At 67.0% G+C, this 22,253-nt stretch carries 24 protein-coding genes; 15 read left to right on the forward strand and 9 right to left on the reverse strand.

Features of this window, described 5'->3' with window-relative positions; all coding sequences use genetic code 11:
* The first annotated feature begins 40 nt into the window (after window positions 1-40).
* The 9 genes from DKT70_RS05860 to DKT70_RS05900 all read left to right on the forward strand — a co-directional run bounded on the left by DKT70_RS05860 (window position 41) and on the right by DKT70_RS05900 (window position 7,800).
* Window positions 41-496, forward strand: coding sequence for a universal stress protein (locus DKT70_RS05860; protein WP_072295919.1), 456 nt, complete (start codon window positions 41-43; stop codon window positions 494-496).
* A gap of 99 nt (window positions 497-595) precedes the next feature.
* Window positions 596-1,156: a NifU family protein gene (locus tag DKT70_RS05865; protein WP_111558271.1), complete on the forward strand. Its 561-nt coding sequence runs from the start codon at window positions 596-598 to the stop codon at window positions 1,154-1,156.
* Window positions 1,149-1,745: a tRNA (adenosine(37)-N6)-threonylcarbamoyltransferase complex dimerization subunit type 1 TsaB gene (tsaB, locus tag DKT70_RS05870; protein WP_111558272.1), complete on the forward strand. Its 597-nt coding sequence runs from the start codon at window positions 1,149-1,151 to the stop codon at window positions 1,743-1,745. Before DKT70_RS05865 ends, tsaB begins: the two co-directional genes overlap by 8 nt.
* Complete coding sequence (locus tag DKT70_RS05875) at window positions 1,742-2,164, forward strand: GNAT family N-acetyltransferase (protein ID WP_111558273.1); 423 nt, start codon at window positions 1,742-1,744, stop codon at window positions 2,162-2,164. The genes tsaB and DKT70_RS05875 overlap by 4 nt, the downstream gene beginning before the upstream one ends.
* Before the next feature lie 79 nt (window positions 2,165-2,243).
* Entirely contained in the window at window positions 2,244-3,233 is a 990-nt protein-coding gene (locus DKT70_RS05880) for a BMP family lipoprotein (protein ID WP_111558274.1), read from the forward strand.
* Window positions 3,233-4,882, forward strand: coding sequence for an ABC transporter ATP-binding protein (locus DKT70_RS05885; RefSeq protein ID WP_111558275.1), 1,650 nt, complete (start codon window positions 3,233-3,235; stop codon window positions 4,880-4,882). The genes DKT70_RS05880 and DKT70_RS05885 overlap by 1 nt, the downstream gene beginning before the upstream one ends.
* On the forward strand, window positions 4,882-5,985 hold the full coding sequence (locus DKT70_RS05890) for an ABC transporter permease (RefSeq protein ID WP_111558276.1): 1,104 nt from the start codon (window positions 4,882-4,884) through the stop codon (window positions 5,983-5,985). The genes DKT70_RS05885 and DKT70_RS05890 overlap by 1 nt, the downstream gene beginning before the upstream one ends.
* Window positions 5,982-7,010, forward strand: a complete 1,029-nt coding sequence (locus DKT70_RS05895) for an ABC transporter permease (RefSeq protein WP_111558277.1) — start codon at window positions 5,982-5,984, stop codon at window positions 7,008-7,010. Before DKT70_RS05890 ends, DKT70_RS05895 begins: the two co-directional genes overlap by 4 nt.
* Window positions 6,994-7,800 (forward strand): purine-nucleoside phosphorylase, encoded by an 807-nt coding sequence (locus tag DKT70_RS05900; RefSeq protein WP_111558278.1) that lies wholly within the window; start codon window positions 6,994-6,996, stop codon window positions 7,798-7,800. Before DKT70_RS05895 ends, DKT70_RS05900 begins: the two co-directional genes overlap by 17 nt.
* A gap of 37 nt (window positions 7,801-7,837) precedes the next feature.
* Here the strand turns inward: DKT70_RS05900 and mnmH are convergent, their stop codons facing one another.
* On the reverse strand, window positions 7,838-8,881 hold the full coding sequence (mnmH, locus tag DKT70_RS05905) for a tRNA 2-selenouridine(34) synthase MnmH (protein ID WP_111558368.1): 1,044 nt from the start codon (window positions 8,879-8,881) through the stop codon (window positions 7,838-7,840).
* 11 nt (window positions 8,882-8,892) lie between these two features.
* Window positions 8,893-9,468: a L,D-transpeptidase gene (locus tag DKT70_RS05910; protein ID WP_111558279.1), complete on the reverse strand. Its 576-nt coding sequence runs from the start codon at window positions 9,466-9,468 to the stop codon at window positions 8,893-8,895.
* 188 nt (window positions 9,469-9,656) lie between these two features.
* Here DKT70_RS05910 and DKT70_RS05915 point away from each other — a divergent pair, with 188 nt between their 5' ends.
* Window positions 9,657-12,059, forward strand: a complete 2,403-nt coding sequence (locus DKT70_RS05915; protein ID WP_111558369.1) for a heavy metal translocating P-type ATPase — start codon at window positions 9,657-9,659, stop codon at window positions 12,057-12,059.
* Window positions 12,056-12,700 (forward strand): arylesterase, encoded by a 645-nt coding sequence (locus DKT70_RS05920; RefSeq protein ID WP_233490439.1) that lies wholly within the window; start codon window positions 12,056-12,058, stop codon window positions 12,698-12,700. Before DKT70_RS05915 ends, DKT70_RS05920 begins: the two co-directional genes overlap by 4 nt.
* A 6-nt stretch (window positions 12,701-12,706) precedes the next feature.
* On the opposite strand, the gene DKT70_RS05925 is transcribed toward DKT70_RS05920, so the two are convergent.
* The 5 genes from DKT70_RS05925 to meaB all read right to left on the reverse strand — a co-directional run bounded on the left by DKT70_RS05925 (window position 12,707) and on the right by meaB (window position 16,228).
* Complete coding sequence (locus DKT70_RS05925; protein ID WP_111558280.1) at window positions 12,707-13,186, reverse strand: copper chaperone PCu(A)C; 480 nt, start codon at window positions 13,184-13,186, stop codon at window positions 12,707-12,709.
* 36 nt (window positions 13,187-13,222) lie between these two features.
* Window positions 13,223-13,564, reverse strand: a complete 342-nt coding sequence (locus DKT70_RS05930; RefSeq protein WP_146612596.1) for a hypothetical protein — start codon at window positions 13,562-13,564, stop codon at window positions 13,223-13,225.
* Window positions 13,565-13,679: 115 nt separating this feature from the next.
* Window positions 13,680-13,979 carry a 50S ribosomal protein L28 gene (rpmB, locus tag DKT70_RS05935; protein WP_072295908.1) on the reverse strand — a complete coding sequence of 100 codons (300 nt, stop codon included), beginning with the start codon at window positions 13,977-13,979 and terminating at the stop codon, window positions 13,680-13,682.
* Window positions 13,980-14,112: 133 nt separating this feature from the next.
* Window positions 14,113-15,192 carry a bifunctional transcriptional activator/DNA repair enzyme AdaA gene (locus DKT70_RS05940; protein WP_111558282.1) on the reverse strand — a complete coding sequence of 360 codons (1,080 nt, stop codon included), beginning with the start codon at window positions 15,190-15,192 and terminating at the stop codon, window positions 14,113-14,115.
* A gap of 64 nt (window positions 15,193-15,256) precedes the next feature.
* Complete coding sequence (gene meaB, locus DKT70_RS05945; RefSeq protein WP_111558371.1) at window positions 15,257-16,228, reverse strand: methylmalonyl Co-A mutase-associated GTPase MeaB; 972 nt, start codon at window positions 16,226-16,228, stop codon at window positions 15,257-15,259.
* Window positions 16,229-16,378: 150 nt separating this feature from the next.
* Between meaB and DKT70_RS05950 the strand changes: the two genes are divergently transcribed.
* The 4 genes from DKT70_RS05950 (at window position 16,379) to DKT70_RS05965 (ending at window position 19,388) form a co-directional block, all read left to right on the forward strand.
* Entirely contained in the window at window positions 16,379-16,792 is a 414-nt protein-coding gene (locus tag DKT70_RS05950; RefSeq protein WP_233490440.1) for a SoxS protein, read from the forward strand.
* 2 nt (window positions 16,793-16,794) lie between these two features.
* On the forward strand, window positions 16,795-17,151 hold the full coding sequence (locus tag DKT70_RS05955; RefSeq protein WP_233490441.1) for an ArsR/SmtB family transcription factor: 357 nt from the start codon (window positions 16,795-16,797) through the stop codon (window positions 17,149-17,151).
* Window positions 17,152-17,243: 92 nt separating this feature from the next.
* The gene (serS, locus tag DKT70_RS05960) at window positions 17,244-18,536 is read left to right on the forward strand and encodes a serine--tRNA ligase (protein WP_111558283.1); all 1,293 of its coding nucleotides are present in this window, start codon (window positions 17,244-17,246) and stop codon (window positions 18,534-18,536) included.
* Between the two features lie 87 nt (window positions 18,537-18,623).
* Window positions 18,624-19,388 (forward strand): hypothetical protein, encoded by a 765-nt coding sequence (locus tag DKT70_RS05965; RefSeq protein ID WP_111558284.1) that lies wholly within the window; start codon window positions 18,624-18,626, stop codon window positions 19,386-19,388.
* Between the two features lie 39 nt (window positions 19,389-19,427).
* On the opposite strand, the gene der is transcribed toward DKT70_RS05965, so the two are convergent.
* Both der and DKT70_RS05975 read right to left on the reverse strand, forming a co-directional pair.
* A complete protein-coding gene (gene der / locus DKT70_RS05970) occupies window positions 19,428-20,918 on the reverse strand; it encodes a ribosome biogenesis GTPase Der (protein WP_111558285.1) in 1,491 nt (496 codons plus the stop codon).
* Window positions 20,915-22,240 (reverse strand): outer membrane protein assembly factor BamB family protein, encoded by a 1,326-nt coding sequence (locus tag DKT70_RS05975; protein ID WP_111558286.1) that lies wholly within the window; start codon window positions 22,238-22,240, stop codon window positions 20,915-20,917. Before DKT70_RS05975 ends, der begins: the two co-directional genes overlap by 4 nt.
* Window positions 22,241-22,253 lie beyond the last annotated feature (13 nt).

Consider the following 22,253-nt stretch of genomic DNA (forward strand, 5'->3'; position numbering starts at 1 on the left):
GGCCACTGTTCGGGGAAATTGACAGGACACATCCGGGAAGATGCGTAAATTTCTTGTCCTTCTGGACGACAGCAAGGAATGCCTGAACGCCATGCGATTTGCGGCGATGCGGGCTTCGAACACCGGCGGCGCGGTCGTCATCATGTCGGTGGTGAACACCGATGACATCCAGCACGGCTTCGGCGTGGCCGACCTGATGCGGGCCGAGGCGCGCGAGCGGATCGAGGCGCATTTCGAGGTTTTCGCCAAGTGGATGCGCAGTCGCGCCAAGATCGAGCCGGAACTGGTCATCCGCGAGGGCGACCCGGCCGAGGAGCTGCTGGCCCAGATCGCCGAGGACGGCCAGATCGGTGTCGTCGTCCTGGGCCTCAACAGCGACAAGAGCGGCCAGAACCCCGTTCTGTCGCGAATGCTGCGTGATGCGATGACGCTGCCCTGCGCCATCACGCTGGTGCCGGGCGACCTGTCCAAGGAAAGGCTGGAGGCGATCACCTGATCGCGGCCCGCCCCGCGCCGCCAACTTGCCCCTGAGTTGACCCCCGTGACTTGACCCAAGGGTCGCCCATCGCCATATCAGCGTCAAAGGAGCTGCCCCATGTTCATCCAGACCGAGACCACCCCGAACCCAGCCACGCTGAAATTCCTGCCCGGCGAAACGGTGCTTGGCAGTGGCACGGCCGATTTCCCCTCGCCCGACACGGGCACAAGCTCGCCCTTGGCGCGCCGCATCTTTGCGGTCGAAGGGGTCACGGGCGTTTTCCTGGGGCGGGACTTCGTCACCGTCACCAAGGCGGACGACCAGCCGTGGGATCACCTGAAGCCCTCGGTCCTGGGTGCCATCATGGAGCATTTCCAGTCCGGCGCCCCCGCCATCGAGGGCGATGCGCCCCAAAGCGCCGGCCACGCCGCCCATGACGGCCCGGACAATGAAATTGTCGGCCAGATCAAGGAACTGCTGGACACCCGCGTCCGCCCCGCTGTGGCGCAGGATGGCGGCGACATCACCTTCCACGGCTTTGACCGCGGCATCGTCTACCTGCACATGCAGGGAGCCTGTGCGGGTTGCCCGTCGTCGACGCTGACGCTGAAGATGGGTATCGAGAACCTGTTGCGCCATTACATCCCCGAGGTGATCGAGGTTCGCCCCGTTGCCTGATCGACTGACCCTTGGGTTCGACACATCGGCCGCGCATTGCGCGGCCGCTTTGTTGCGTGGCGACGAGGTTCTGGCAGAGCGGCAGGAGGAGATGACCAAGGGGCAGGCCGAACGGCTGATGCCGCTGCTGGAGGAGATGCTGGCCGAGGCTGGCGTCGGCTGGCACGACCTGTCGGTCATCGGCGTGGGCATCGGCCCCGGCAACTTCACCGGCATCCGCATCGCGGTGGCTGCGGCGCGGGGACTGGCGCTGGCGCTGAAGATCCCCGCCATCGGTATCAGTGCCACCGAGGCCGCGGCCCATGGGCTGCCCCGCCCCTGCCGCATCCAGATCCCGACGCGCGGCGATCAGGTCATCTGGCAGGATTTCACCGCGGAGGATCGGGACGGGGGCCGGCCGCAGCAAGCAGCGACCGGCGCGCTGCCACCCGGCCCCGCGCCGGCTGCGCCGGCGGTCCCGACCGCCGTGGCCATCGCCCAGCTGGCGGCGGCGCGCGCGGACACCCCCGCCCCGCGCCCCGCGCCGATCTATCTGCGCCCTGCTGATGCGGCCCCCGGCCGTGACGCCCCACCCCTCATCCTGCCATGACGACCGCCGACCGCTTGGCGGCGCTGCATGCGCGTTGCTTCACCGCCCCCCGCCCTTGGAGCGCCGCCGAATTTACGGGCCTTCTGAGCAGCCGCGGCTGCTTCCTGCTGGATGATGACCACGGCTTCCTGCTGGGCCGCGCCATCGCCGGAGAGGCCGAATTGCTGACGCTGGCCGTCGATCCGGACGCACGGCGCATGGGCACGGGACGTCGGCTGGTTGCCCGTTTTGCCAGCACCGCGCAAGCGATGGACGCAAGTGACGCCTTTCTGGAGGTCGCATCAGACAACCTTGCGGCACGGGCGCTCTATTCCGGCACGGGCTGGGTGGAAGCCGGGATCAGACCGCATTATTACGGCCCCCAAACGGATGCCATCGTGATGCGCCTGACGCTGCGTGCCGCCCAGAAAGGCGGTTGACCGGCACAGACCGATGCGCCCTAATCGCGCAATCAACCGGGCTGTCTGAATCGCCCGCGAAAACAGGATGAGGTTACGAATGTCTCTGATCAAATCGCTTCTGGCGGGCTCGGCCCTGACGGCATTGACGACGGGCGTGGCGTTTGCCGAACCGGCCCTGATCTTCGATCTGGGTGGCAAGTTCGACAAATCCTTCAACGAGGCCGCCTTCCACGGCGCTCAGCGTTGGGTCGAGGAAACCGGCGGCACCTATCGCGAGCTGGAGATGCAGTCCGAGGCACAGCGCGAGCAGGCCCTGCGCCGTCTGGCCGAGGTCGGAGCCAACCCCATCGTCATGACCGGCTTTGCCTTCGGTGACGTGCTGACGCAGATCGCGGGCGATTATCCCGACACGAAATTCGCCATCATCGACATGGTCGTCGATGCGCCGAACGTCCAGTCCGTGGTCTTTGCCGAGGAACAGGGCAGCTATCTGGCCGGCGTCATGGCGGGCATGAAGTCGGAAACCGGCACCGTGGGCTTCATCGGCGGCATGGACATCCCGCTGATCCACAAGTTTGAATGCGGCTTTGCGCAGGGCTTCAAGGCGACCCAGCCCGAAGGCAAGGTCGTCATCAACTATACCGGCACCACGCCTGCCGCCTGGAACGACCCCGTCAAGGGCGGCGAGTTGGCCCGCGCGCAGAAATCCCAAGGCGCGGACGTGATCTATGCGGCCGCTGGCGGCACCGGCATCGGCGTGCTGCAGGCCGCAGCCGATGAAGGCATCCTGTCGATCGGCGTGGACAGCAACCAGAACCACCTGCATCCGGGCCAAGTGCTGACCTCGATGGTCAAGCGCGTGGACAATGCGGTCTATGACGCCTTCACCGCCGGCACCGACCTGGAACCCGGCGTCAAGGTCATGGACCTGGCTGCGGGCGGCGTCGATGTCGCGGTGGACGATGCCAACAAGGACTTGGTGGACGCCGAAATGCAGGCCGCCGTCGACGAGGCCAAGGCCGGCATCGCCTCGGGCGAGATCAAGGTCCACGACTATATGACCGACAACAGCTGCCCGGCATCCTGATGACCGCCGCAAGCGACATGATGGGGGGGCGGTCGGCCACGACCGCCCCCGCTGCTATCGAGCTGCGCGGCATCTCGAAGGCATTCGGGCCCGTCCAGGCAAACCGTAACATCAACCTGTCCGTCCCCAAGGGCACGATCCACGGCATCATCGGCGAAAACGGCGCCGGCAAATCGACGCTGATGTCGATCCTCTATGGTTTCTACAAGCCCGACAGCGGGCAGGTGCTGGTCAACGGCCAGCCTATCACCATCGCCGACAGCCAGACCGCGATCCGCGCGGGCATCGGCATGGTCTTCCAGCATTTCAAGCTGGTGCAGAATTTCACGGTGCTGGAAAACATCATTCTGGGCGTCGAGGATGGTGCGTTGCTGCGCCCCTCGCTGTCCAAGGCGCGCGGCGTGCTGAAGCAGCTGGCCACCGAATACCAGCTGAACGTCGACCCCGACGAGACGATCGAGAACCTGTCGGTCGGCCACCAGCAGCGGGTCGAGATCCTGAAGGCGTTGTACCGTCAGGCCGACATTCTGATCCTGGACGAACCCACGGGCGTGCTGACCCCTGCCGAGGCCGACCACCTGTTCCGCATCCTGGAAGGGCTGCGCGACGAGGGCAAGACCATCATCCTGATCACCCACAAGCTGCGCGAGATCATGGACATCACCGACAATGTCAGCGTGATGCGCCGCGGAGAGATGGTCGCGTCGGTCAAAACGGCCGAAACGAGCCCGGAGCACCTAGCCGAGCTGATGGTCGGCCGCAAGGTGCTGCTGAACGTCGAAAAGACCCCCGCCACCCCCAAGGCCCCCATCCTTGAGGTCCGCAACCTGACGATGACCGATATCGAAGGCGTCGAGCGCCTGCGCGGCATCGACCTGAATATCCGCGCCGGTGAGATCCTAGGGCTGGCGGGCGTCAGTGGCAACGGCCAGACGACCCTGCTAGAGATCCTGGGCGGCTATCCCCCCAAGGGCAGCAAGGTCGGCGGAGAGATCCGCATGAACGGCGCCCCCCTGCCCATCGGCGGACGCGGCTGCGACGCCGCGCAGCGCCGCCGGTCGGGCATCGGCCACATCCCCGAGGATCGTCAGGTCGAAGGGTTGATCATGGATTTTGCGGCCTGGGAAAACGTCGCCTTTGGCTGGCAGGACGCGCCCGAATTCACCAAGGGCATGCTGATGGACAATGCCGCCATCCGCGCCGACGCTGCCGCCAAGATGGAGCGTTTCGACGTCCGCCCGCGCAACCCGAACCTGGCGGCGCGCAATTTTTCCGGCGGCAACCAGCAAAAGATCGTCGTCGCCCGGGAAATCGAACGCAACCCCGACCTGCTGCTGATCGGCCAGCCGACGCGCGGCGTCGATATCGGCGCGATCGAGTTCATCCACAAGCAGATCGTGGCGCTGCGCGACGCAGGCAAGGCGATCCTGCTGGTCAGCGTCGAGCTGGACGAGATCCTGGCCCTTTCTGACCGCATCGCCGTCATGTTCGACGGCCGCATCATGGGCGAACGCCTGCCCGGAAACACCACCACGGGCGAACTGGGCCTGCTGATGGCGGGCGTCACCGATACCGACCATACCCCCGAAAACGCGGGCATCCCCCCAGGGACCGCCCATGTCGACGACCTGCCGCAGGAGCCCGTCTGATGGAGAAGATGCCGAAATGGGCTGACGTGATCCTGACGCCGCTGATCTCGCTGATCCTGGCCATGGCGATATCGGCGCTGGTGATCCTGGCCATCGGGGAAAGCCCCGTCATGGCGATGAAGACCATGGTCGAAGGGGCGCTCGGCTCCAGCTATGGCTGGGGGTTCACGCTCTATTACGCGACGAACTTCATCTTTACCGGGCTGGCGGTGATGGTCGCCTATCATGCCAGCCTGTTCAATATCGGCGGCGAGGGCCAAGCCGCGATGGGTGGCCTGGGCGTCGCGCTGGTACTGCTGTACCTGCCGCTGCCGCATTGGGCCATCGCCCTGCCGGTCGCCATGATCGGGGCTGCAGCCTTCGGCGCGGCATGGGCCTTCATTCCCGCCTATCTTCAGGCGAAACGCGGCAGCCATATCGTCATCACCACGATCATGTTCAACTTCATCGCCGCCGCCGCGCTGAACTATGTGCTGGTCAACAAGTTGCGCCCGGTGGGCAGCATGGACCCCGCATCTGCGCGCTTCCCCGAATCTACCAACATCCCCGCCCTGACCGACATCGCGGCGGGACTGGGGCTGGAATGGGGCAAGAACACCCCTGTCAACATCACCTTCCTGGTGGCCATCGTCGCCTGCCTGCTGATCTGGCTGCTGATCTGGCGCACCAGATTGGGATACGAGATCCGCGTGCTGGGCAAATCAGAACCGGGCGCCGTCTATGCGGGTATCAGCCCGGTGCGCATCACGGTCATCGCGATGCTGATCTCGGGCGGTCTGGCGGGTCTGATGGCCATCAACAACGTCATGGGCGAATCCGAACGGCTGGTCCTGAACGCGGTCGAGGGGGCGGGCTTCATCGGTATCGCCGTCGCCCTGATGGGCCGCAACCACCCCTTCGGCGTCTTCCTGGCCGCGCTGCTTTTTGGCTTCCTCTATCAGGGCGGGGGCGAACTGGCGCTGTGGACCAGCATTCCGCGTGAGCTGATCGTGGTCATCCAGGCCCTGGTCATCCTGTTCACCGGCGCGCTGGACAACATGGTCCGCATGCCACTGGAACGCATCTTCCTGTCCATGCGACGCACGACCGGAGGCGCGAAATGAAATTCAAGGACTCACTGATCGCGCTGATCGTGCTGGGCATCTGCCTGGTCTGGGCCGTCATCGACGGGGGCGCGGCATCCCAGGGGATCGGCAGCGCGCTGCGCCTGATGACGCCGCTGCTGCTGGCCTGCCTTGCCGGGCTTTATTCCGAACGCGCCGGTGTCTTCGACATCGGGCTGGAGGGCAAGATGCTGATGGCGGCCTTCACCGCCGCATCCGTCGCCTATCTGACCGGCAGTGCCTGGCTGGGCCTGCTGGCGGGCATCGGCGGGTCGCTGGCCCTGTCGCTGGTCCACGGGCTGGCCTCGATCACCTTCCGAGGCAACCAGCTGATCGCGGGCGTGGCGATCAACTTCCTGGCTTCGGGGCTGACGGTGCTGGTGGGGCAGAACGCCTTTGGCCTGGGCGGGCGCACGCCCGCGCTGACCGGGGCGGGGCGTTTCCAGCCGATCACCCTGCCCTTTGCCGACGCGCTGCGCGACGTGCCGGTGGTCGGGCCGATCTATTCGGGGCTGATCTCGGGGAACACGATCCTGGTCTATGTGGCGCTGCTGCTGGTGCCGGTCACGTGGTGGGTGCTGTTCCGCACGCGCTTCGGCCTGCGCCTGCGCGCGGTTGGGGAAAACCCCGCATCCGTCGATACGGCGGGCGTTTCGGTGACGCGGCTGCGCTATGCCGCTGTCGCCATCTGCGGCATCCTCTGCGGGATCGCGGGCGCCTATCTGGCGACGGGCCTGTCGGCGGGTTTCGTCAAGGAAATGACCGCCGGTCGCGGCTTCATCGCCCTTGCGGCGTTGATCTTCGCCAAGTGGCGTCCATGGCAGGCGCTGTTCGCGACCTTCCTCTTCGGTCTGCTCGAGGCGATCGCCAACCTTTATCCGAACTTGGACCTGGGCTTCATCACGATCCCGTCGATGTTCATGAACGCTTTGCCCTACATCCTGACCGTGATCATCCTGGCCGGTTTCGTCGGCCGTGCCATCCCGCCCCGCGCCGGAGGAGAACCCTATGTCAAAGAGCGCTGAGCTGGCCGACCTGATCCGCGACCGCGCCGGCCCCCAGGCGCCGGAATACGGGTTGATCCTGGGGTCGGGCCTTGGGCATCTGATCGACATGGTGGATGGCGTGACGATCCCCTATGACGACTTGCCGGGGTTTCCCCATGCGGGCGTGTCGGGCCATGTCCCCCGGCTGGTCATCGGCCAGCTGGAGGGGCGGCGCGTCGCCATCTTCGGCGGTCGGTCGCATTACTACGAATCGGGTCGCGCCGATGCCATGCGCCTGCCGCTGGAGGTTCTACGCGACCTGGGCTGCGACAAGCTGATCCTGACCAACGCCGCGGGGTCGTTGCGCGCCGACATCCAGCCCGGTGGGCTGATGATGCTGAACGATCACATCGCCTTTGCCGGTACGAACCCGCTGATCGGGGAAAAGACCGATGCGCGTTTCGTGCCGCTGACGGACGCGCATGACGTCGCCCTGCGTCAGGCGCTTTCGGATGCCGCCAAGGCCCAAGGCGTCGACCTGCCCCAAGGCGTCTATTGCTGGTTTTCCGGCCCCAGCTTCGAAACCCCCGCCGAAATCAGGGCCGCACGCGTGCTGGGGGCCGATGCCGTCGGCATGTCCACCGTCCCCGAGATCATCCTGGGGCGGTTTCTGGGCCTGCGTTGCGCCGCCATCTCGGTCATCACGAATATGGGGGCGGGGCTGTCGGACGAATCGATCAGCCACGATCACACCAAGGCCATGGCGCCGCTTGGGGCGGCCAAGCTGGAAAAGCTGCTGCGGCATTTCCTGCGCCACGCCGAAACCTGACAGGGCGCGCCGCCGACCCCGATCCGGCGGCACCCCGTCAGCCCGGCATCCGGGCCAAGGCGTCTTCAACCGCCCCGGTGGCGGCCTCCAGATCAGTCAGGTCGGCCAAGCTGACCGCATGCCCCGTGCCGTCGTCGTGACGCGCACGGTGCTTGTCATAGCGGGGGTCGTAATGGTCACGCAGCAGACCTTCGGACAGGGCCTGCCATTGCCGGGCCCGCAGCAGCCCGCGCCAGGTCTCGATCCGTTCGGCGGGATGCAGCGGCGTCAGCAGGTCCAGGATATGCGCCACGCGGTCCGGATCCTCGACCATGTCGTCATAGCTGTGGGCGGTGAAGGCCGCGCGGGCCTCGACCGGCACTTGCATCTGCAGGCGGGGCGCGGCGCAGATGGCCTGCCACATGGCCTTGGGGACCGTGATCGCGCCGATGCGGCTGCTTTCGGCCTCGACCAGGACGGGGCGCGCGGGGTCCAGTGATTCCAGCGCGATGGCCAGCCTGCCCTCGAACATCTTCTGGCTGGGCTGGCCGCCGGGCATGGCGCCGAACAGGCTACCCCGATGGTTGGCCATGCCTTCCAGGTCGATGACCTGATGGCCGCGGGCCGCCAAGCGGTTCAGGATTTCGGTCTTGGCACTGCCGGTATTGCCGTCCAGCACGATGACGCGCGAAGGGATCGGCCCGTTCTGCACGCGGTCGACCACCAGGCGACGCCACGACTTGTAGCCGCCTTCGACCCGGCTGACGCGCCAGCCGATCTGGCCCAGGATGGTCGCGAAGCTGCCCGAACGCTGCCCGCCCCGCCAGCAATAGACCAAGGGCCGCCAGCCGCCCGGCTTATCGGCCAGCGCCCCCGCGATGTGGCGCGCGGCATTGGCCGACACCAGCGCCGCGCCGATCTTGCGCGCATCAAAGGGCGAAACCTGCTTGTAGATCGTGCCCACGCGTTCGCGTTCGGCATCGTCCAGCACCGGCAGGTTGATGGCGCCGGGCAGGTGATCCTCGGCGAATTCGGCGGGCGCGCGCACGTCGATGATGTCATCGAACCCCTCAAGCGAGGGGCCCGCGACCCTGTCCAGCATCAGCGTCAAGTTCAGAAGACGTAGACGGGCGTGCCGACCGGCACCTGGTTGAACAGGCTGATCACGGCTTCGTTGCGCATCCGCAGGCAGCCGTTCGACACGGCCGAGCCGATCGAGCCGGGCTGCGTCGTGCCGTGGATGCGGATGGCCGTATCCTGGCCCTGCGCGTTGTAAAGATACAGCGCGCGTGCCCCAAGCGGGTTCTGGGGGCCGCCCGGCATGCCGTCCTCGTATTTCTTGTAAGCAGCGGGGTTGCGTTCGATCATGTCCTGAGTCGGACGCCAGCTGGGCCATTCGACCTTGCGGCCGATGGTGGCCTTGCCCTTCCAGACCAGCTCGTCCTTGCCGACGGCCACGCCATAGCGGATCGCCCGACCCGGCGCGATGACGTGATAGAGGAAGAAGTCCTTGCTGACGACGACGATGCTGCCGACCTCGAAATCGTCGCGGATGGCGACTTCGGTGGGAATATAGGGATCGGTCGCGGGCTTGGTCGCGACGGGGGCCTTGGGTGCGGCCTGAGCCATCACCAGCGACGGCGCGGCGATCAGCGGCAGGGCCAGCGAAATCAACTGACGGCGGTTCATGGCGGTATTCCTCGTCCGGTGGTTTTGGTCTGAATACAGGCAAAACACCTGTTGCCGCAACTGATGACCGCATCACGGGTCAGGGATGGCTTGATCATGCGGCTTAAACTTCACACATGAAGGTGGTGGGTTGACCCCCGGACCGCAACCCCGCATCCCCGATGCATCAGCCGAAAGCGACCGCCGACATGACAGCCCTTCTGGACCTGCCCGTGCCGGGCATGAACTGCGCATCCTGCGCGGGCCGCATCGAGCGCGCCCTGTCGGCCCTGCCCGGCATCAGCGATCTTTCGGTCAATCCCGCCACCCGGCACGCCCGGATGCAGACCCATGACCTTCCCCTGGCCCGGATCACCGAAGCGCTGGACAGGGCCGGCTATCCCGCCCAGCTGACCACCACCCGCCTGCAGGTCCAGGGCATGAGCTGCGCGTCCTGCCAAGGACGCGTCCAGCGCGGGCTGGAGCAGGCCCCGCAGGTCGCCTCGGCACAGGTGAACCTGGCCACCGGGCAGGCGCAGGTGGTCCATGCCCCGAACCTGGAACCCCGTGCCGTGGCGCGGCTGGTCAGCGAACTGGGCTATTCCGCGTCGGTCATCACCGATGGGACGCAGAAACCCGCCATCCCCGACGAAGCCGCCACCCTGCGCCGCGATTTCCTGATCGCGCTGGCGCTGACGCTGCCGCTGTTCATCGTCGAAATGGGCGGCCATCTTGTACCCGCCTTTCACGGCTGGCTGCACGGCATGGTGCCCATGCAGGCGCTGTGGATCGGGCAGATGCTGCTGGCGCTGGCGGTGCTGGCGGTTCCGGGGCGGCGGTTCTTCAGGACCGGGTTCAGGGCCCTGTTGCGCGCTGCCCCCGAAATGAACAGCCTGGTCGCCTTGGGTTCGGGGGCGGCGTTTCTGTATTCGGCTGTGGTCACGCTAGCTCCTGCGCTGGTGCCCGCCCCATCGCGACACGTCTATTTTGAAGCCGCCGCCGTCATCGTCACCCTGATCCTGATGGGCCGCTGGCTGGAGGCGCGTGCCAAGGGCCAAGCCGGCGCCGCCATTCGACAGCTGATGGACCTGGCCCCCGACACCGCCACCCTGCTGCGCGACGGCAGGCAGATCGTCCTGCCCATCGACCAGGTCCAGGTAGGGGACCTGCTGCTGCTGTCGCCGGGCCAGCGCGTTCCCTTGGACGGCGTGATCACCGAAGGGGCGGGTCGCATCGACGAATCGATGCTGACGGGCGAACCGGCCCCCGTCGCCAAGATCACGGGCGACACGGTGACCGGCGGCACCGTGAACGGCAGCGCCGCCATGACCATGCGCGTGACCGCCACGGGGGGCGACACCGTCCTGTCGCGCATCGTCACGTTGGTCGAAGGGGCCCAGAACGCCCGCCTGCCCGTGCAGGCGCTGGTCGACAAGGTGACGCGGGTTTTCGTGCCCTGCATCATCGCGCTGTCGGTCCTGACGCTGATCCTGTGGCTGATCTTTGGTCCGGGACTGGCGCAGGCGGTCGTGGCGGCGGTAGCGGTGTTGATCATCGCCTGCCCCTGCGCGATGGGGCTGGCAGTGCCGATGTCGATCCTGGTGGGGACGGGCCGCGGGGCACAGCTGGGCGTGCTGTTCCGCCAGGGTGACGCGCTGCAAAAGCTGGCAACGGCCCGGATCGTCGGCTTTGACAAGACCGGCACCCTGACCATGGGCCATCCGGCGCTGACCGGAACCTGGACCGCCGGGATCGATGCCGACCAAGCCCTGCGCCTGACCGCCGCCGCCGAGGCCCGGTCCGAACATCCCTTGGCAGCCGCCTTCGTGACCGCCGCCAAGGGGCAGGACCTGCCCGCGGCGCAGGCGGTCACCGCCATCGCGGGCCAGGGCCTGCAGGCGCGGGTGCAGGACCGGGACCTGCTGATCGGCAATCTGGCGGCGCTGGATGCGGCCGGGATCGCGCCCGATCCGACGCTGATGACCCACGCGACCAAGGCCGCCGATCAGGGGGCGACGCCCGTTCACCTGGCCATCGACGGCACGCATCGCGCCAGCTTCGCGGTCATGGACGCCGCCCGCCCGCAATCGGCCGAGGCCATCGCCGATCTGCACGCCTTGGGGATCACCACCGTGATGCTGTCGGGCGACACGCCCGCGACCGCCCGCGCCATGGGGACCAGCCTCGGGATCGACGACGCTCGTGGCGGTCTGTCGCCCGAAGACAAACTGACCCTGATCCGCGACATGGGCGATGACAGCGTCTTCGTCGGCGACGGGATCAACGATGCCCCGGCCTTGGCCGCCGCCCGCACGGGCATCGCCATCGGCACGGGCACCGACATCGCCATCGAAACCGCCGACGCCGTGCTGATGTCGGGCGATCCGGGCGGTGTGCCGCGCGCCATCGCGTTGTCGCGGGCCGTGATGCGCAACATCCGCCAGAACCTGTTCTGGGCCTTTGCCTACAACGTCGCGCTGGTGCCGGTTGCAATGGGCGTGCTGGTGCCCTTTGGTGGACCGCAGATGTCGCCGATGCTGGGGGCGGGGGCGATGGCGCTGTCCTCGGTCTTCGTGGTCGGCAATGCCCTGCGCTTGAGGAAGGCCGGATGACGCTGAACAGACGTGAACTGCTGACGATGATGGCGGCACTGGCTGCCGCCGGGCCTGCGCGGGCCCAAGGCCTGCCCAAGCTGCTGTGCCTGGGCGACAGCCTGACCGCCGGCTATGGCCTGCCCCGCGACCAGGGGCTGGTGCCACAATTGTCGCAATACCTGCAGGCGGCGGGGCAGCCCGCGCAGCTGATCAATGCGGGGATTTCAGGGGATACGACCTATGGAGGGCGGGTACGGATCGGTCTGTCGATCCGGCGCAACGCCCCCGATGCCGTCATCGTCGAGCTGGGCGGAAACGACATGCTGCGCAAGTTCGACCCGCTGAAATCCGAACAGAACCTGGACGCCATCCTGTCCGAAGCCCGCGCCGGAGACCGCCCCGTGCTGCTGGTCGGCATCCATGCCCCGGCGGGCCAGGCCGATTGGCGGCTGGCATGGACCCAGATCTGGGCGCGGCTGGCCAATCGGCATGGGGCGATGCTGTTGCAGGATCTTTATGCGCCGCTGGCTGATCTGCCGCCCGACCAGCGCGGTCCCTTCCTGCAGGGCGACGGGGTCCACCCCTCGGCCTTGGGGGTGCAGCGGATCGTCCAGCATCTGGGTCCGGCGGCCGCGCAACTGGTGGCGCAGACCGCCTGAGGCCCGTCAGTGGCCGGCGTGGTCACCGCCATGGTCCATCTGGCCCATGTCATGACCCGCATTGGCGCGGGCGTTATCCACAACGGCGGTGGCTTCCTCGCGCCCGCAATCGCCGAAATCCAGTGTCAGCGCGACCTGATCGCCATCCGACAGCTTTCGCGTCAGGCCCAGCAGCATGACGTGATCGCCGCCGCGTTCCAGCGCGTGGGATTGCTGGGCGGGGACCTGAATGCCGCCTTCGATGCGGCCCATCTTCATGATGCCGTCTTCCTGGGTATGGCTGTGCAGTTCCACCCGTTCAGCCACGTCCGATTCGACGCCTTGCAGCGTGCAGGCCACGTCGCGGTAATTCTCCAGCGTCATGAAGATCGCGCCCGTCATGGGATTGGCGCTGCGGGCATAGGCGTCTTCGACATGCATGCCGTCATGGGCCAGGGCGGCAAAGGGCATGGCGACCGCAACGGCGGTCAGGATCAGGGTTTTCATCGGGTTCTTCCTTGGGAAATGGTCAGGGTCGGTGAATCACGCGACCCCTGCCGGTGGGTCGCGGACCCGCCGCGCCCGCCCCGGAACGGGAATGGCCACCCGCACCTGAACTGCCTGAAAACCCCCGACCTGTGCCACCCGCAGCGGCAGAACCGGCGTCGCGCCACCGATCGCGGCCATCAGGGACAGCGCCATGTCAGGGCACAGATGCGCCCGGTCCTCTCCGCCCGGCAGGCGGGTCACCACGACGCCATGCCCGGTGCACAGGACGATCTGATCACCCTGACGCACCACGCCACGCGCTGCGCCCATCCCGATGCCGCTCAGCATCAGGGTCAGAATCAGCGCAAGGCCGGCAAGGCGCGAAGACAAGGACATGGTCGCGACCCTAGGCGAAGACCGCCGGGAAATCAGCAGGAAATCGAACATGCAAAAGCCCCGCGCACGGGCGGGGCTGTGCGTTCGGAAACCCCAAGGGGGCTTGCCGGTCGAATCAGGCGCTCAGGACTGCCGCGCCGTCCAGCTTGGCGATCTCGCGCTTGATCTTCAGCGCGCGGTCCGACAGCTCGGTGTCCTTGGCTTTTGCCAGGAAGGCGTCCAGACCACCGCGGTGATCGACCGAACGCAGGGCTGCGGCCGAGATGCGCAGCGAATAGCCGCGGCCCAGCACTTCCGACGTCAGCGTGACGTCGTTCAGGTTCGGCAAGAACCGGCGACGGGTGCGGTTTTTGGCATGGCTGACATTGTTACCGGTCATCGGGCCTTTGCCGGTCAGTTCGCAGACGCGCGACATGGTGTGTTCCTTTGTCTCAACTACGCGGGCGTTCCCGGCAAGGGGTCCGTCCCAATATGAAAGGGCGCCGCGAGGCAGCGCCCGGAATTCCGTTTGCGGGTGGTTACAGCGACACGAGGGGGTCCGTCAACCCTTATCGGATCTTATCGGGCGAAATCCCCGCCAAATCGCGGTATCCGGCCTCCAGCGCGATCAACTTTTCCTTGCGCCACAGCCCGCCTGCATAGCCTGTCAGCGTGCCGTCGGCGCCGATGACTCGGTGGCAGGGCACGACCAACGCCAGACGGTTCGCGCCATTGGCCCCCGCCACGGCCCGCACGCCACTGGGCTGGCCGATCGCCGTGGCCAGCTGGGCATAGCTGCGCGTCTGGCCTGCCGGAATCGCCTGCAATTCCTGCCAGACCCGCATCTGGAACGCCGTGCCCGCCAGCCGCACCGGCACCTGCAGCCGGCCTGCGCGGCCCGCGAAGTAATCCTGCAGCGCGGCCTCGGTCATGTCGGTGATGCCCGTCCGCCCAAGACCGATGCGTCTGCCCGTCATCACGGACAGGCGGCGCAACCCCGCGGGCAGTGCCTTGCGGTCCACGAATTCCAGCAGGTGCAGCGCCTGGGTATCGGCAATGGCGATCATGCCCCCCAAGGGCGTGTCCAGCCAATCGGCCAGCAGATCGGCATCCGAGGTCATCTGATGCGGCGGGTGGCCGAACAGCTGGGCAAAGGCCCGTCGGAACCCCGAGGCCGAATCAAATCCCGAATCCAGTTGCGCGTCGATCATGCGTCCTCCTTGGTTCAACCGGCCCATGCCCTGGCGCAGCCGCGCGGCCCGCGCCATCTGCAGGAAGCTTTGCCCGAAATGCTGGCGGAACAGCCGCCTGACGGTCGAGGGGTCCAGCCCCATCCGCGTCAGGCACCCCTCGGACCAGCGGTGATCGGGATCGTGGGCCAGTGCCTGCGTCAACCGGACGATCACCGGATGCGCGTCAGCCTGCGCGCCCTGCGGCCGGCACCGCAGGCAGGGGCGGAACCCGGCCTGCATCGCCGCCTGCGCGCTGTCGAACCAACGGCAGTTCCGCGCCAAGGGCTTGCGCGCCGGACATGTCAGCCGGCAGAAGATCCCGGTCGAAGTCACGCCCACCAGCGCCACGCACTCATAGGCGGGATCGCGCGCCACAAGGGCGGCATAAAGACGGTCATGGTCGGGCAGATCACGCATGGGTTTTCCCTTCGCCTGTCAGCCTAGCCGATTCGCCGGACGGGCGGGGCGCGAAATCGGGCAGTTATTGCGACGGCCCCTCCAGCCAGTCCAGCACCTGCTGCGCGGCAAAGGCGGCGGGCAGCTGGCCTTGGGCAACCTGACCGCCCAGCTCCTCGATGCGGGCCTTGACCTCGGGGCGGTCCAGACGGGCCATCAGCCCGGCGCGCAGTTCGGCCCAGAACCAGTGGCGGGCCTGTTCGGCGCGGTTTCGGTCGAAATGGCCATGCTGCCTGCGCCAATCGGCCAGTTGCTGCATCTGGTCCCAGGCTTCGGGCAAGCCCAGGCCCGTGGCGGCCGATACCGGCATCGCCTTGGGGAAACCCTCGGGGTCCTGGGGACGCTTGCGCAACAGCCGCAGCGCGCCCGCGTAATCCGCGACGGTCCTGCGCGCCGGCGACATCAGGTCGCCATCGGCCTTGTTGACCAGCACCAGGTCGGCCATTTCCATGATGCCGCGCTTGACGCCCTGCAACTCGTCGCCCCCCGCAGGCGCCAGCAGCAGGATGAACAGATCGGACATGTCCGCGACGAGGGTTTCGGATTGGCCGACGCCGACGGTCTCGATCACGATGATGTCATAGCCGGCGGCTTCGCACAGGCGGACGGCCTCTCGCGTGCGGAGGGCGACGCCGCCCAGTTGGGTGTTCGAGGGCGAGGGCCGGATGAAGGCGCGCGGGTTGCGGGCCAGATGTTCCATCCGGGTCTTGTCGCCCAGGATCGAGCCGCCGGACCGCGCCGAGGACGGGTCCACCGCCAGCACCGCGACGCTGTTCCCCTGATCGGTCAGATTCGTGCCAAACGCCTCGATGAATGTGGATTTTCCGACGCCGGGGGTGCCCGACAGCCCGATCCGCAGCGCCTGACGGTCCGGCAGCCGGGCGATCAGATCCTGCGCCTCGCGGCGATGATCGGGGCGGGTGGATTCCACCAGCGTGATTGCCCGCGACAGGGCGCGGCGGTCGCCATTGATCAATGGCTGCAGAAGGTCGTCCATCAAGCCCCCGGTCGGATGTGGCAATGCCCCCGACAATCTGGACCAGCCCTTCCGGGCGGGCAATCCCCCCTGGCCAACCTGCATGTAATCCTTGTCATGCCTTGGTGCAGTCCATAGCTTTGGTCGATGCCCAGAAAAGAGGAGCCGCCAATGTCCACAGTTTCCCGGCGCAAGACACTGGCGATCATGGCGGCCGCGATGATGCCCGGTGCGGTCCAGGCGGGCCAGACCGGCCTGAACTGGAACAAGCAATCGCTGCGCCTGATGATGGTCTCCGAAGCGGGATGCGAATTCTGCCGCGCCTGGCGTGCCCAGATCGCGCCGGGTTTCGACCGGTCCGGTCCCGGTGTCGCCGCCCCCCTTTTCGAGGTCGACATGAACGGCCCCTATCCCGACGGCCTGGCGCTGGCGGGCCGACCCCGCGTCACGCCCAGCTTCATCCTGCTGGATCGCGGCGTCGAGACGGGCCGCGTCGAGGGATATGTGGGTGCGCGCGATTTCTATCCAGTGTTGGAACAGATGATGACCCGCGCGGGCGTAGCCGTCCCCCGCATGGGGGCGTGAAGATGGCCGGACCATCACAGGCCGAAGCGCCCGACAGGGAGATCGTGGACATCGGCGCCGATGCCGTCGCCCGCGACATGCCCGCCCGCGCGGCCGAGGCCAGTGCGCTGATGAAGGCCTTGGCGCATGAAGGCCGCATGATGATCCTGTGCCATCTGTCCGAAGGCGAAAAGACCGTAAGCCAGCTGGAACAGCTGTTGGGCCAGCGTCAGGCCGCCGTCAGCCAGCAGCTGGCGCGTTTGCGGGCGGAAAACCTGGTCGCCTCGCGCCGCGACGGCAAGGCGCGTCTTTACCGCGTATCCGATCCCCGTGCCGCCGAGGTCGTGGCGTTGCTCTATCGGCTGTTCTGCCCGGATTGATCGGCTTTGCGGTCCGGCCGCAAAGGCAGGCTTTTGTCGGCACGCGCCTTGCGCTAGTCAGGCAGCGATCAATTTCCGCGAAGGTGGCCGACATGCATGATATCCGTGCGATCCGAGAAAACCCCGAAGCGTTCGAAGCGGCGCTGAACAAGCGCGGCCTCGAAGGGCTGACCTCGCAGATCCTGTCGCTGGACAGCGAACGCCGCGCGCGCATCAACGCCGCCGAGACCGCGCAGGCCGAACAGAACAAGGCCAGCAAGGAGGTCGGCGCCGCCAAGGCCCGCGGCGACGAGGATGAATTCCAGCGCCTGCGCGGCTTGGTGGCCGAAAAAAAGGCCGACATCGCCCGGATGCAGGCCGAGGCCGATGATCTGGACGGCCAGCTGCGCGACCTGCTGCTGGGCATTCCGAACCTGCCCCTGGACAGCGTCCCGATCGGTCGCGACGAGGACGACAATGTCGAACTTCGCCGCTGGGGCACGCCCCCCGCGCTGGATTTCAAGCCGGTCGAGCATTTCGAGATCGCGGGCGTCGTGCCGGGCATGGATTTCAAGACCGGCGCGAAACTCTCGGGCAGCCGCTTCGTCGTGCTGAAGGGCGCCGTCGCCCGCCTGCATCGCGCGCTGGCGCAGTTCATGCTGGACCTGCACGTGACCCAACACGGGCTGGAGGAAACCTGGACGCCCGTGCTGGTGCTGGAAGACATGATGACCGGCACCGGACAACTGCCGAAATTCGGCGAGGATAGCTACAAAACCCGTGAAGGATACTGGCTGATCCCCACCTCCGAGGTGACGCTGACCAACACGGTCAACGGCGACCTGGTGGATCAATCCGCCCTGCCCCGCCGCATGGTCGCCCACAGCCAGTGCTTCCGTTCCGAGGCGGGCAGCGCGGGCCGCGACACCACCGGCATGCTGCGTCAGCACCAGTTCGAGAAGGTCGAGATGGTCTCGATCACCGATGCCGAAACGGGGCTGGCCGAACACGACCGCATGACCCGCTGCGCCGAAGCCGTGCTGGAGGCGCTGGAGCTGCCCTATCGCACCATTGTCCTGTGCACCGGCGACATGGGCGCGGGCGCACGCATCACCCATGATCTGGAGGTCTGGCTGCCCGGTCAGGACCGCTATCGCGAGATCAGCAGCGTCAGCTATTGCGGGGATTATCAGGGCCGCCGCATGAACGCACGCTATCGCCCCGAAGGTGGCGGCAAGACCGAATTCGTCCATACGCTGAACGGATCGGGCCTGGCCGTCGGCCGCGCGCTGATCGCGGTGTTGGAAAACGGTCAGCGGGCGGATGGATCGGTGGTCCTGCCCACCGCCCTGCACCCCTATCTGGCGGGCGCCACGACGCTGGATGTCGAAGGCCGGCTGGTCTGATCCAGCCCGAAAATGCTGCCGCGCAGAATAACGCGCGGCAGCCCCCTCTTTGTCGCAACTGGTCATCGCTCGGCGGCGTTGACGAATATGCAACGCATTGGCCCCATCATACAGCTGACCTTCTCGATGATCCTCGTGGTCTCGGGATTGGCTTTCACCGATAAGGCGGCGCCGCTGCCGCTGCTGGTGCTGGACAGCCCGCGGTCTTCCGGGCCGCTGCTGCCGCCGCCTCTGCAGATCGACCCCGATGTCGCGCTGATCATCCCGCAGATGTATCTGGACCCGGTCAACATCCTGATGTGGGGCCTGCTGATCGTCGTCTGGGCGGTGCTGCTCTTGGACGGGATCGGACAGATCATCGACCCCTCTGACAACAGCCAAGCAAGGCTGCTCCATGGCCCGATCTGGCCGCTGATCAGCGCGGCGATGGCTGTGGCAGCCATCTGGCCTTGGGCTTTCGGCCATACGCCAGAACTGATGCTGATCGGGACCGGGACGACGACTGTGCTGGCCACTGCCGCCGCGCGCCGTTCGGCAGGCCGCGACCGGCCCGCCATCAGCTTTTTCGCAGGCTGGACCACGGCGGTCTTTTCGGCCGCGCTGGCCGGGTTTGCGTCCGCGCGGTTCGGTCTGCCCGTGCAGGCGCTCTCGGCGCTGGCCATCCTGCCCGGAGCAGCCATCGGCATGGCGGCCCAGATGTGGATCGGGCCCAGCATCGGCTATTGCAGCGCGATGATCTGGGCCTTCTGCGCCTTTGCTATCACCACAATGGGCAGCGACCCCGTCGTGGCGTTGGCGGCGGTTCTGGGCATTTCCGCCATGGCCACCGTGCTGGTCCGCGCCGCCAGCTGATCCCGCATGAAAAAGGGGGGCGCGATGCCCCCCGTTTACTCAGCTGCCCTTGGGCTTTTGCCGGACCTTGTGCTTGGACAGGGCACCCGACTGGCTGGTCTTGGCCTTGGCGGCCTTGGCCTTGAAGGGGTTGTCGCCCCCCTGATCGCGGAAGAAGATCCGGATCGGCGTTCCCGGCATGTCGAAATCAGTCCGCAGCCCGTTCACCAGATAGCGCTGATAGCTGGTCGGGATCTTGTCGGTATGCGTCGCCTTGACGACAAAGGCGGGCGGACGCGTCTTGACCTGCGTCATGTAACGCAGACGGATGCGGCGGCCACCCGGCGCGGGGGGCGGATGGCTCTCGATCATGGCGCCCAGCCACTGGTTCAGGCGCGCGGTGGATACGCGGCGGTTCCAGACCTCATGCGCCTTGACGACGGCATTGTGCAGCCGGTCCAGCCCCTTGCCGGTGCGGGCAGACACGGTCACAAGCGGCGCACCCTTCAGCTGCGGCAACAGCTTTTCGAAATTCTGACGCAGCTCGTTCAGCTTGTGCGGCTTGTCTTCTTCCAGGTCCCATTTGTTCGCGGCGACGACGACGGCGCGGCCCTCGGTCTCGGCGAAATCGGCGATGCGCAGGTCCTGCTGTTCGAAGGGGATGTCCACATCCAGCAGCACGACGACCACTTCGGCAAAGCGCACGGCGCGGAGGCCGTCGGCGACCGACAGCTTTTCGACCTTGTCCGTCACCTTGGCGCGCTTGCGCATGCCGGCGGTGTCGAAGATCCGCATGGGCGTGCCCATGAAATTCGTGGTGACGCTGATGGAGTCGCGGGTGATCCCGGCTTCGGGGCCGGTCAGCAAGCGGTCTTCGCCGATGATCTTGTTGATCAACGTGGACTTGCCCGCGTTCGGTCGCCCGATGACCGCCATTTGCAGGGGGCGGCTCTCGGACGGGCGCCATTCATCCTCGCCCTCGCCGGATTCGGCATCCTCTTCGGACAGCTCGATATCGACGGTGGCCTCGATGGGGGCCGGGCGGGCGGCCTCGATCTGATCGGCCAAGGGCATCAGGACCCCATAAAGATCGTCCATCCCCTCGCCATGCTCGGCCGAGATGCGCAGCGGTTCGCCCAGGCCCAACGCATAGGCCTCCATCGCACCGGCCTCGCCCGCCTTGCCCTCGGACTTGTTGGCGGCGACGATGACGTGCTTGGCCCGACGGCGCAGGATCTCGGCGAAATATTCGTCCGCGGCGGTGACGCCGATGCGGGCATCGACGACGAACAGACAGATGTCGGCCTCGTCCACGGCGCGTTCGGTCAGGCGGCGCATGCGCCCTTCCAGGCTGTCATCCTCGGCCATTTCCAGACCGGCACTGTCGATGACGATAAAGCGCAGGTCGCCCAGACGCCCCGCGCCTTCGCGCAGGTCGCGGGTCACGCCCGGCTGGTCGTCAACCAGCGCCAGCTTCTTGCCGACAAGACGGTTGAACAGAGTGGATTTGCCCACATTGGGCCTGCCGACGATGGCGAGTGTGAATGTCATTTCAACGCATGCAACTGGCCGTTGCGTGCAACGACGTAAAGGGTTTGACCGGCAACGACGGGGGCGGAGGCGGCGCCTCCGGGGATCTCTCCCTGACCGACCAGCGCACCGGAGGCGGGATCGAAGGCACGCAACATGCCATCACTGGAGGCGACATACAACCGCCCACCTGCAAGGACCGGCCCGTAATGTGCGTGGATGCCGTCCTGCTTCCTGACACGCTCGGTGGTAAAATAGGGCATCGCCTGGCGCCAGATGACGCCGCCTGTCGCGGCATCAAGGCGCACCAGCTCGGCCTGGTCGTTCACGGAATACACCGATCCGCCCGCCACGACAACGGGGCTGTTGGCCCCTTCGCGCGCCGACCAGATCTGCTGACCGGTGGCCATTTCAGTCGCCTCGATCCGCCCGGACGACGTTCCGGCATAGACCAGCCCGCCCGAGATCACCGGATCACCGGTCACGTCGCGGATAACCGCAATGGCGCGCCCAATGCGGGTGCCCGCGATCTGGGCGGCCCAGTTGGTCAGCCCGGTCTGGCGGTCCACCGCCAGCATCTGCCCCGAGGAGAAGGGAAAGACGACCGTGTTGCCCTGAACGGCGGGCACCGACACACCCATCACGCCCGAACCCGAAGGCGTCCCCGAAGTCTGCCACATGACCTTGCCGTCGCTGGCGCGCACGGCCCAGCCCACGGAATTGCGCGCCGCGACATAGACCATGCCGTCCTGCACCGCCGGTCCGCCGCTGATGGGGGCATCGACACGCTGGCGCCACTGAACGGCGCCGGTCGCCGCATCCAGCGCGACCAGTTCGCCAAAACCGGTAGTGACGAAGATCCGCCCGCCCTCATAGGCAAGCCCGCCCCCCGAGGCGCTGTCGGGGTTTTCCAGCGCCGGGGTCACGTCCGTCGACCAAGCACGCCCGCCGTTCAGCGCGGTCGCCGTCACGCGGGCGCGGCTGTCCAGCGTGAAGACGCGGCCAGCGGCCACGACCGGATCGGCGGTGATGCGGTGACGGCGGTTGTCGCCCTGCCCGATCGGGGCCGACCAGATGCGGGTCGTGCCCGCGCCCAGCTGCACATGACCGGGCGCATGGGCGGCATTGCCACCCCGATGGGTCCATTCGGCATTGGTGACCGGCGCCGCCAGCGACAGAGCGGTGCTGGAAACGCCAGGCGCGCCTTCGACCGCGGGGCCATCGGGCGAGATGACGGCCAGCGGGTCCAGCCGCTGTCCGGGCAGGACCTCGTCGCGGTCGCCACAAGCGGCAAGTCCAAGTCCAGCGGCAATCGCCAAGGTCAGTCGCAGCGTGGCGGTCATCCTCGCCCCTCCC

The sequence above is a fragment of the Paracoccus sediminilitoris genome (assembly GCF_003259195.1).
Classification (GTDB): Bacteria; Pseudomonadota; Alphaproteobacteria; order Rhodobacterales; family Rhodobacteraceae; genus Paracoccus; species Paracoccus sediminilitoris.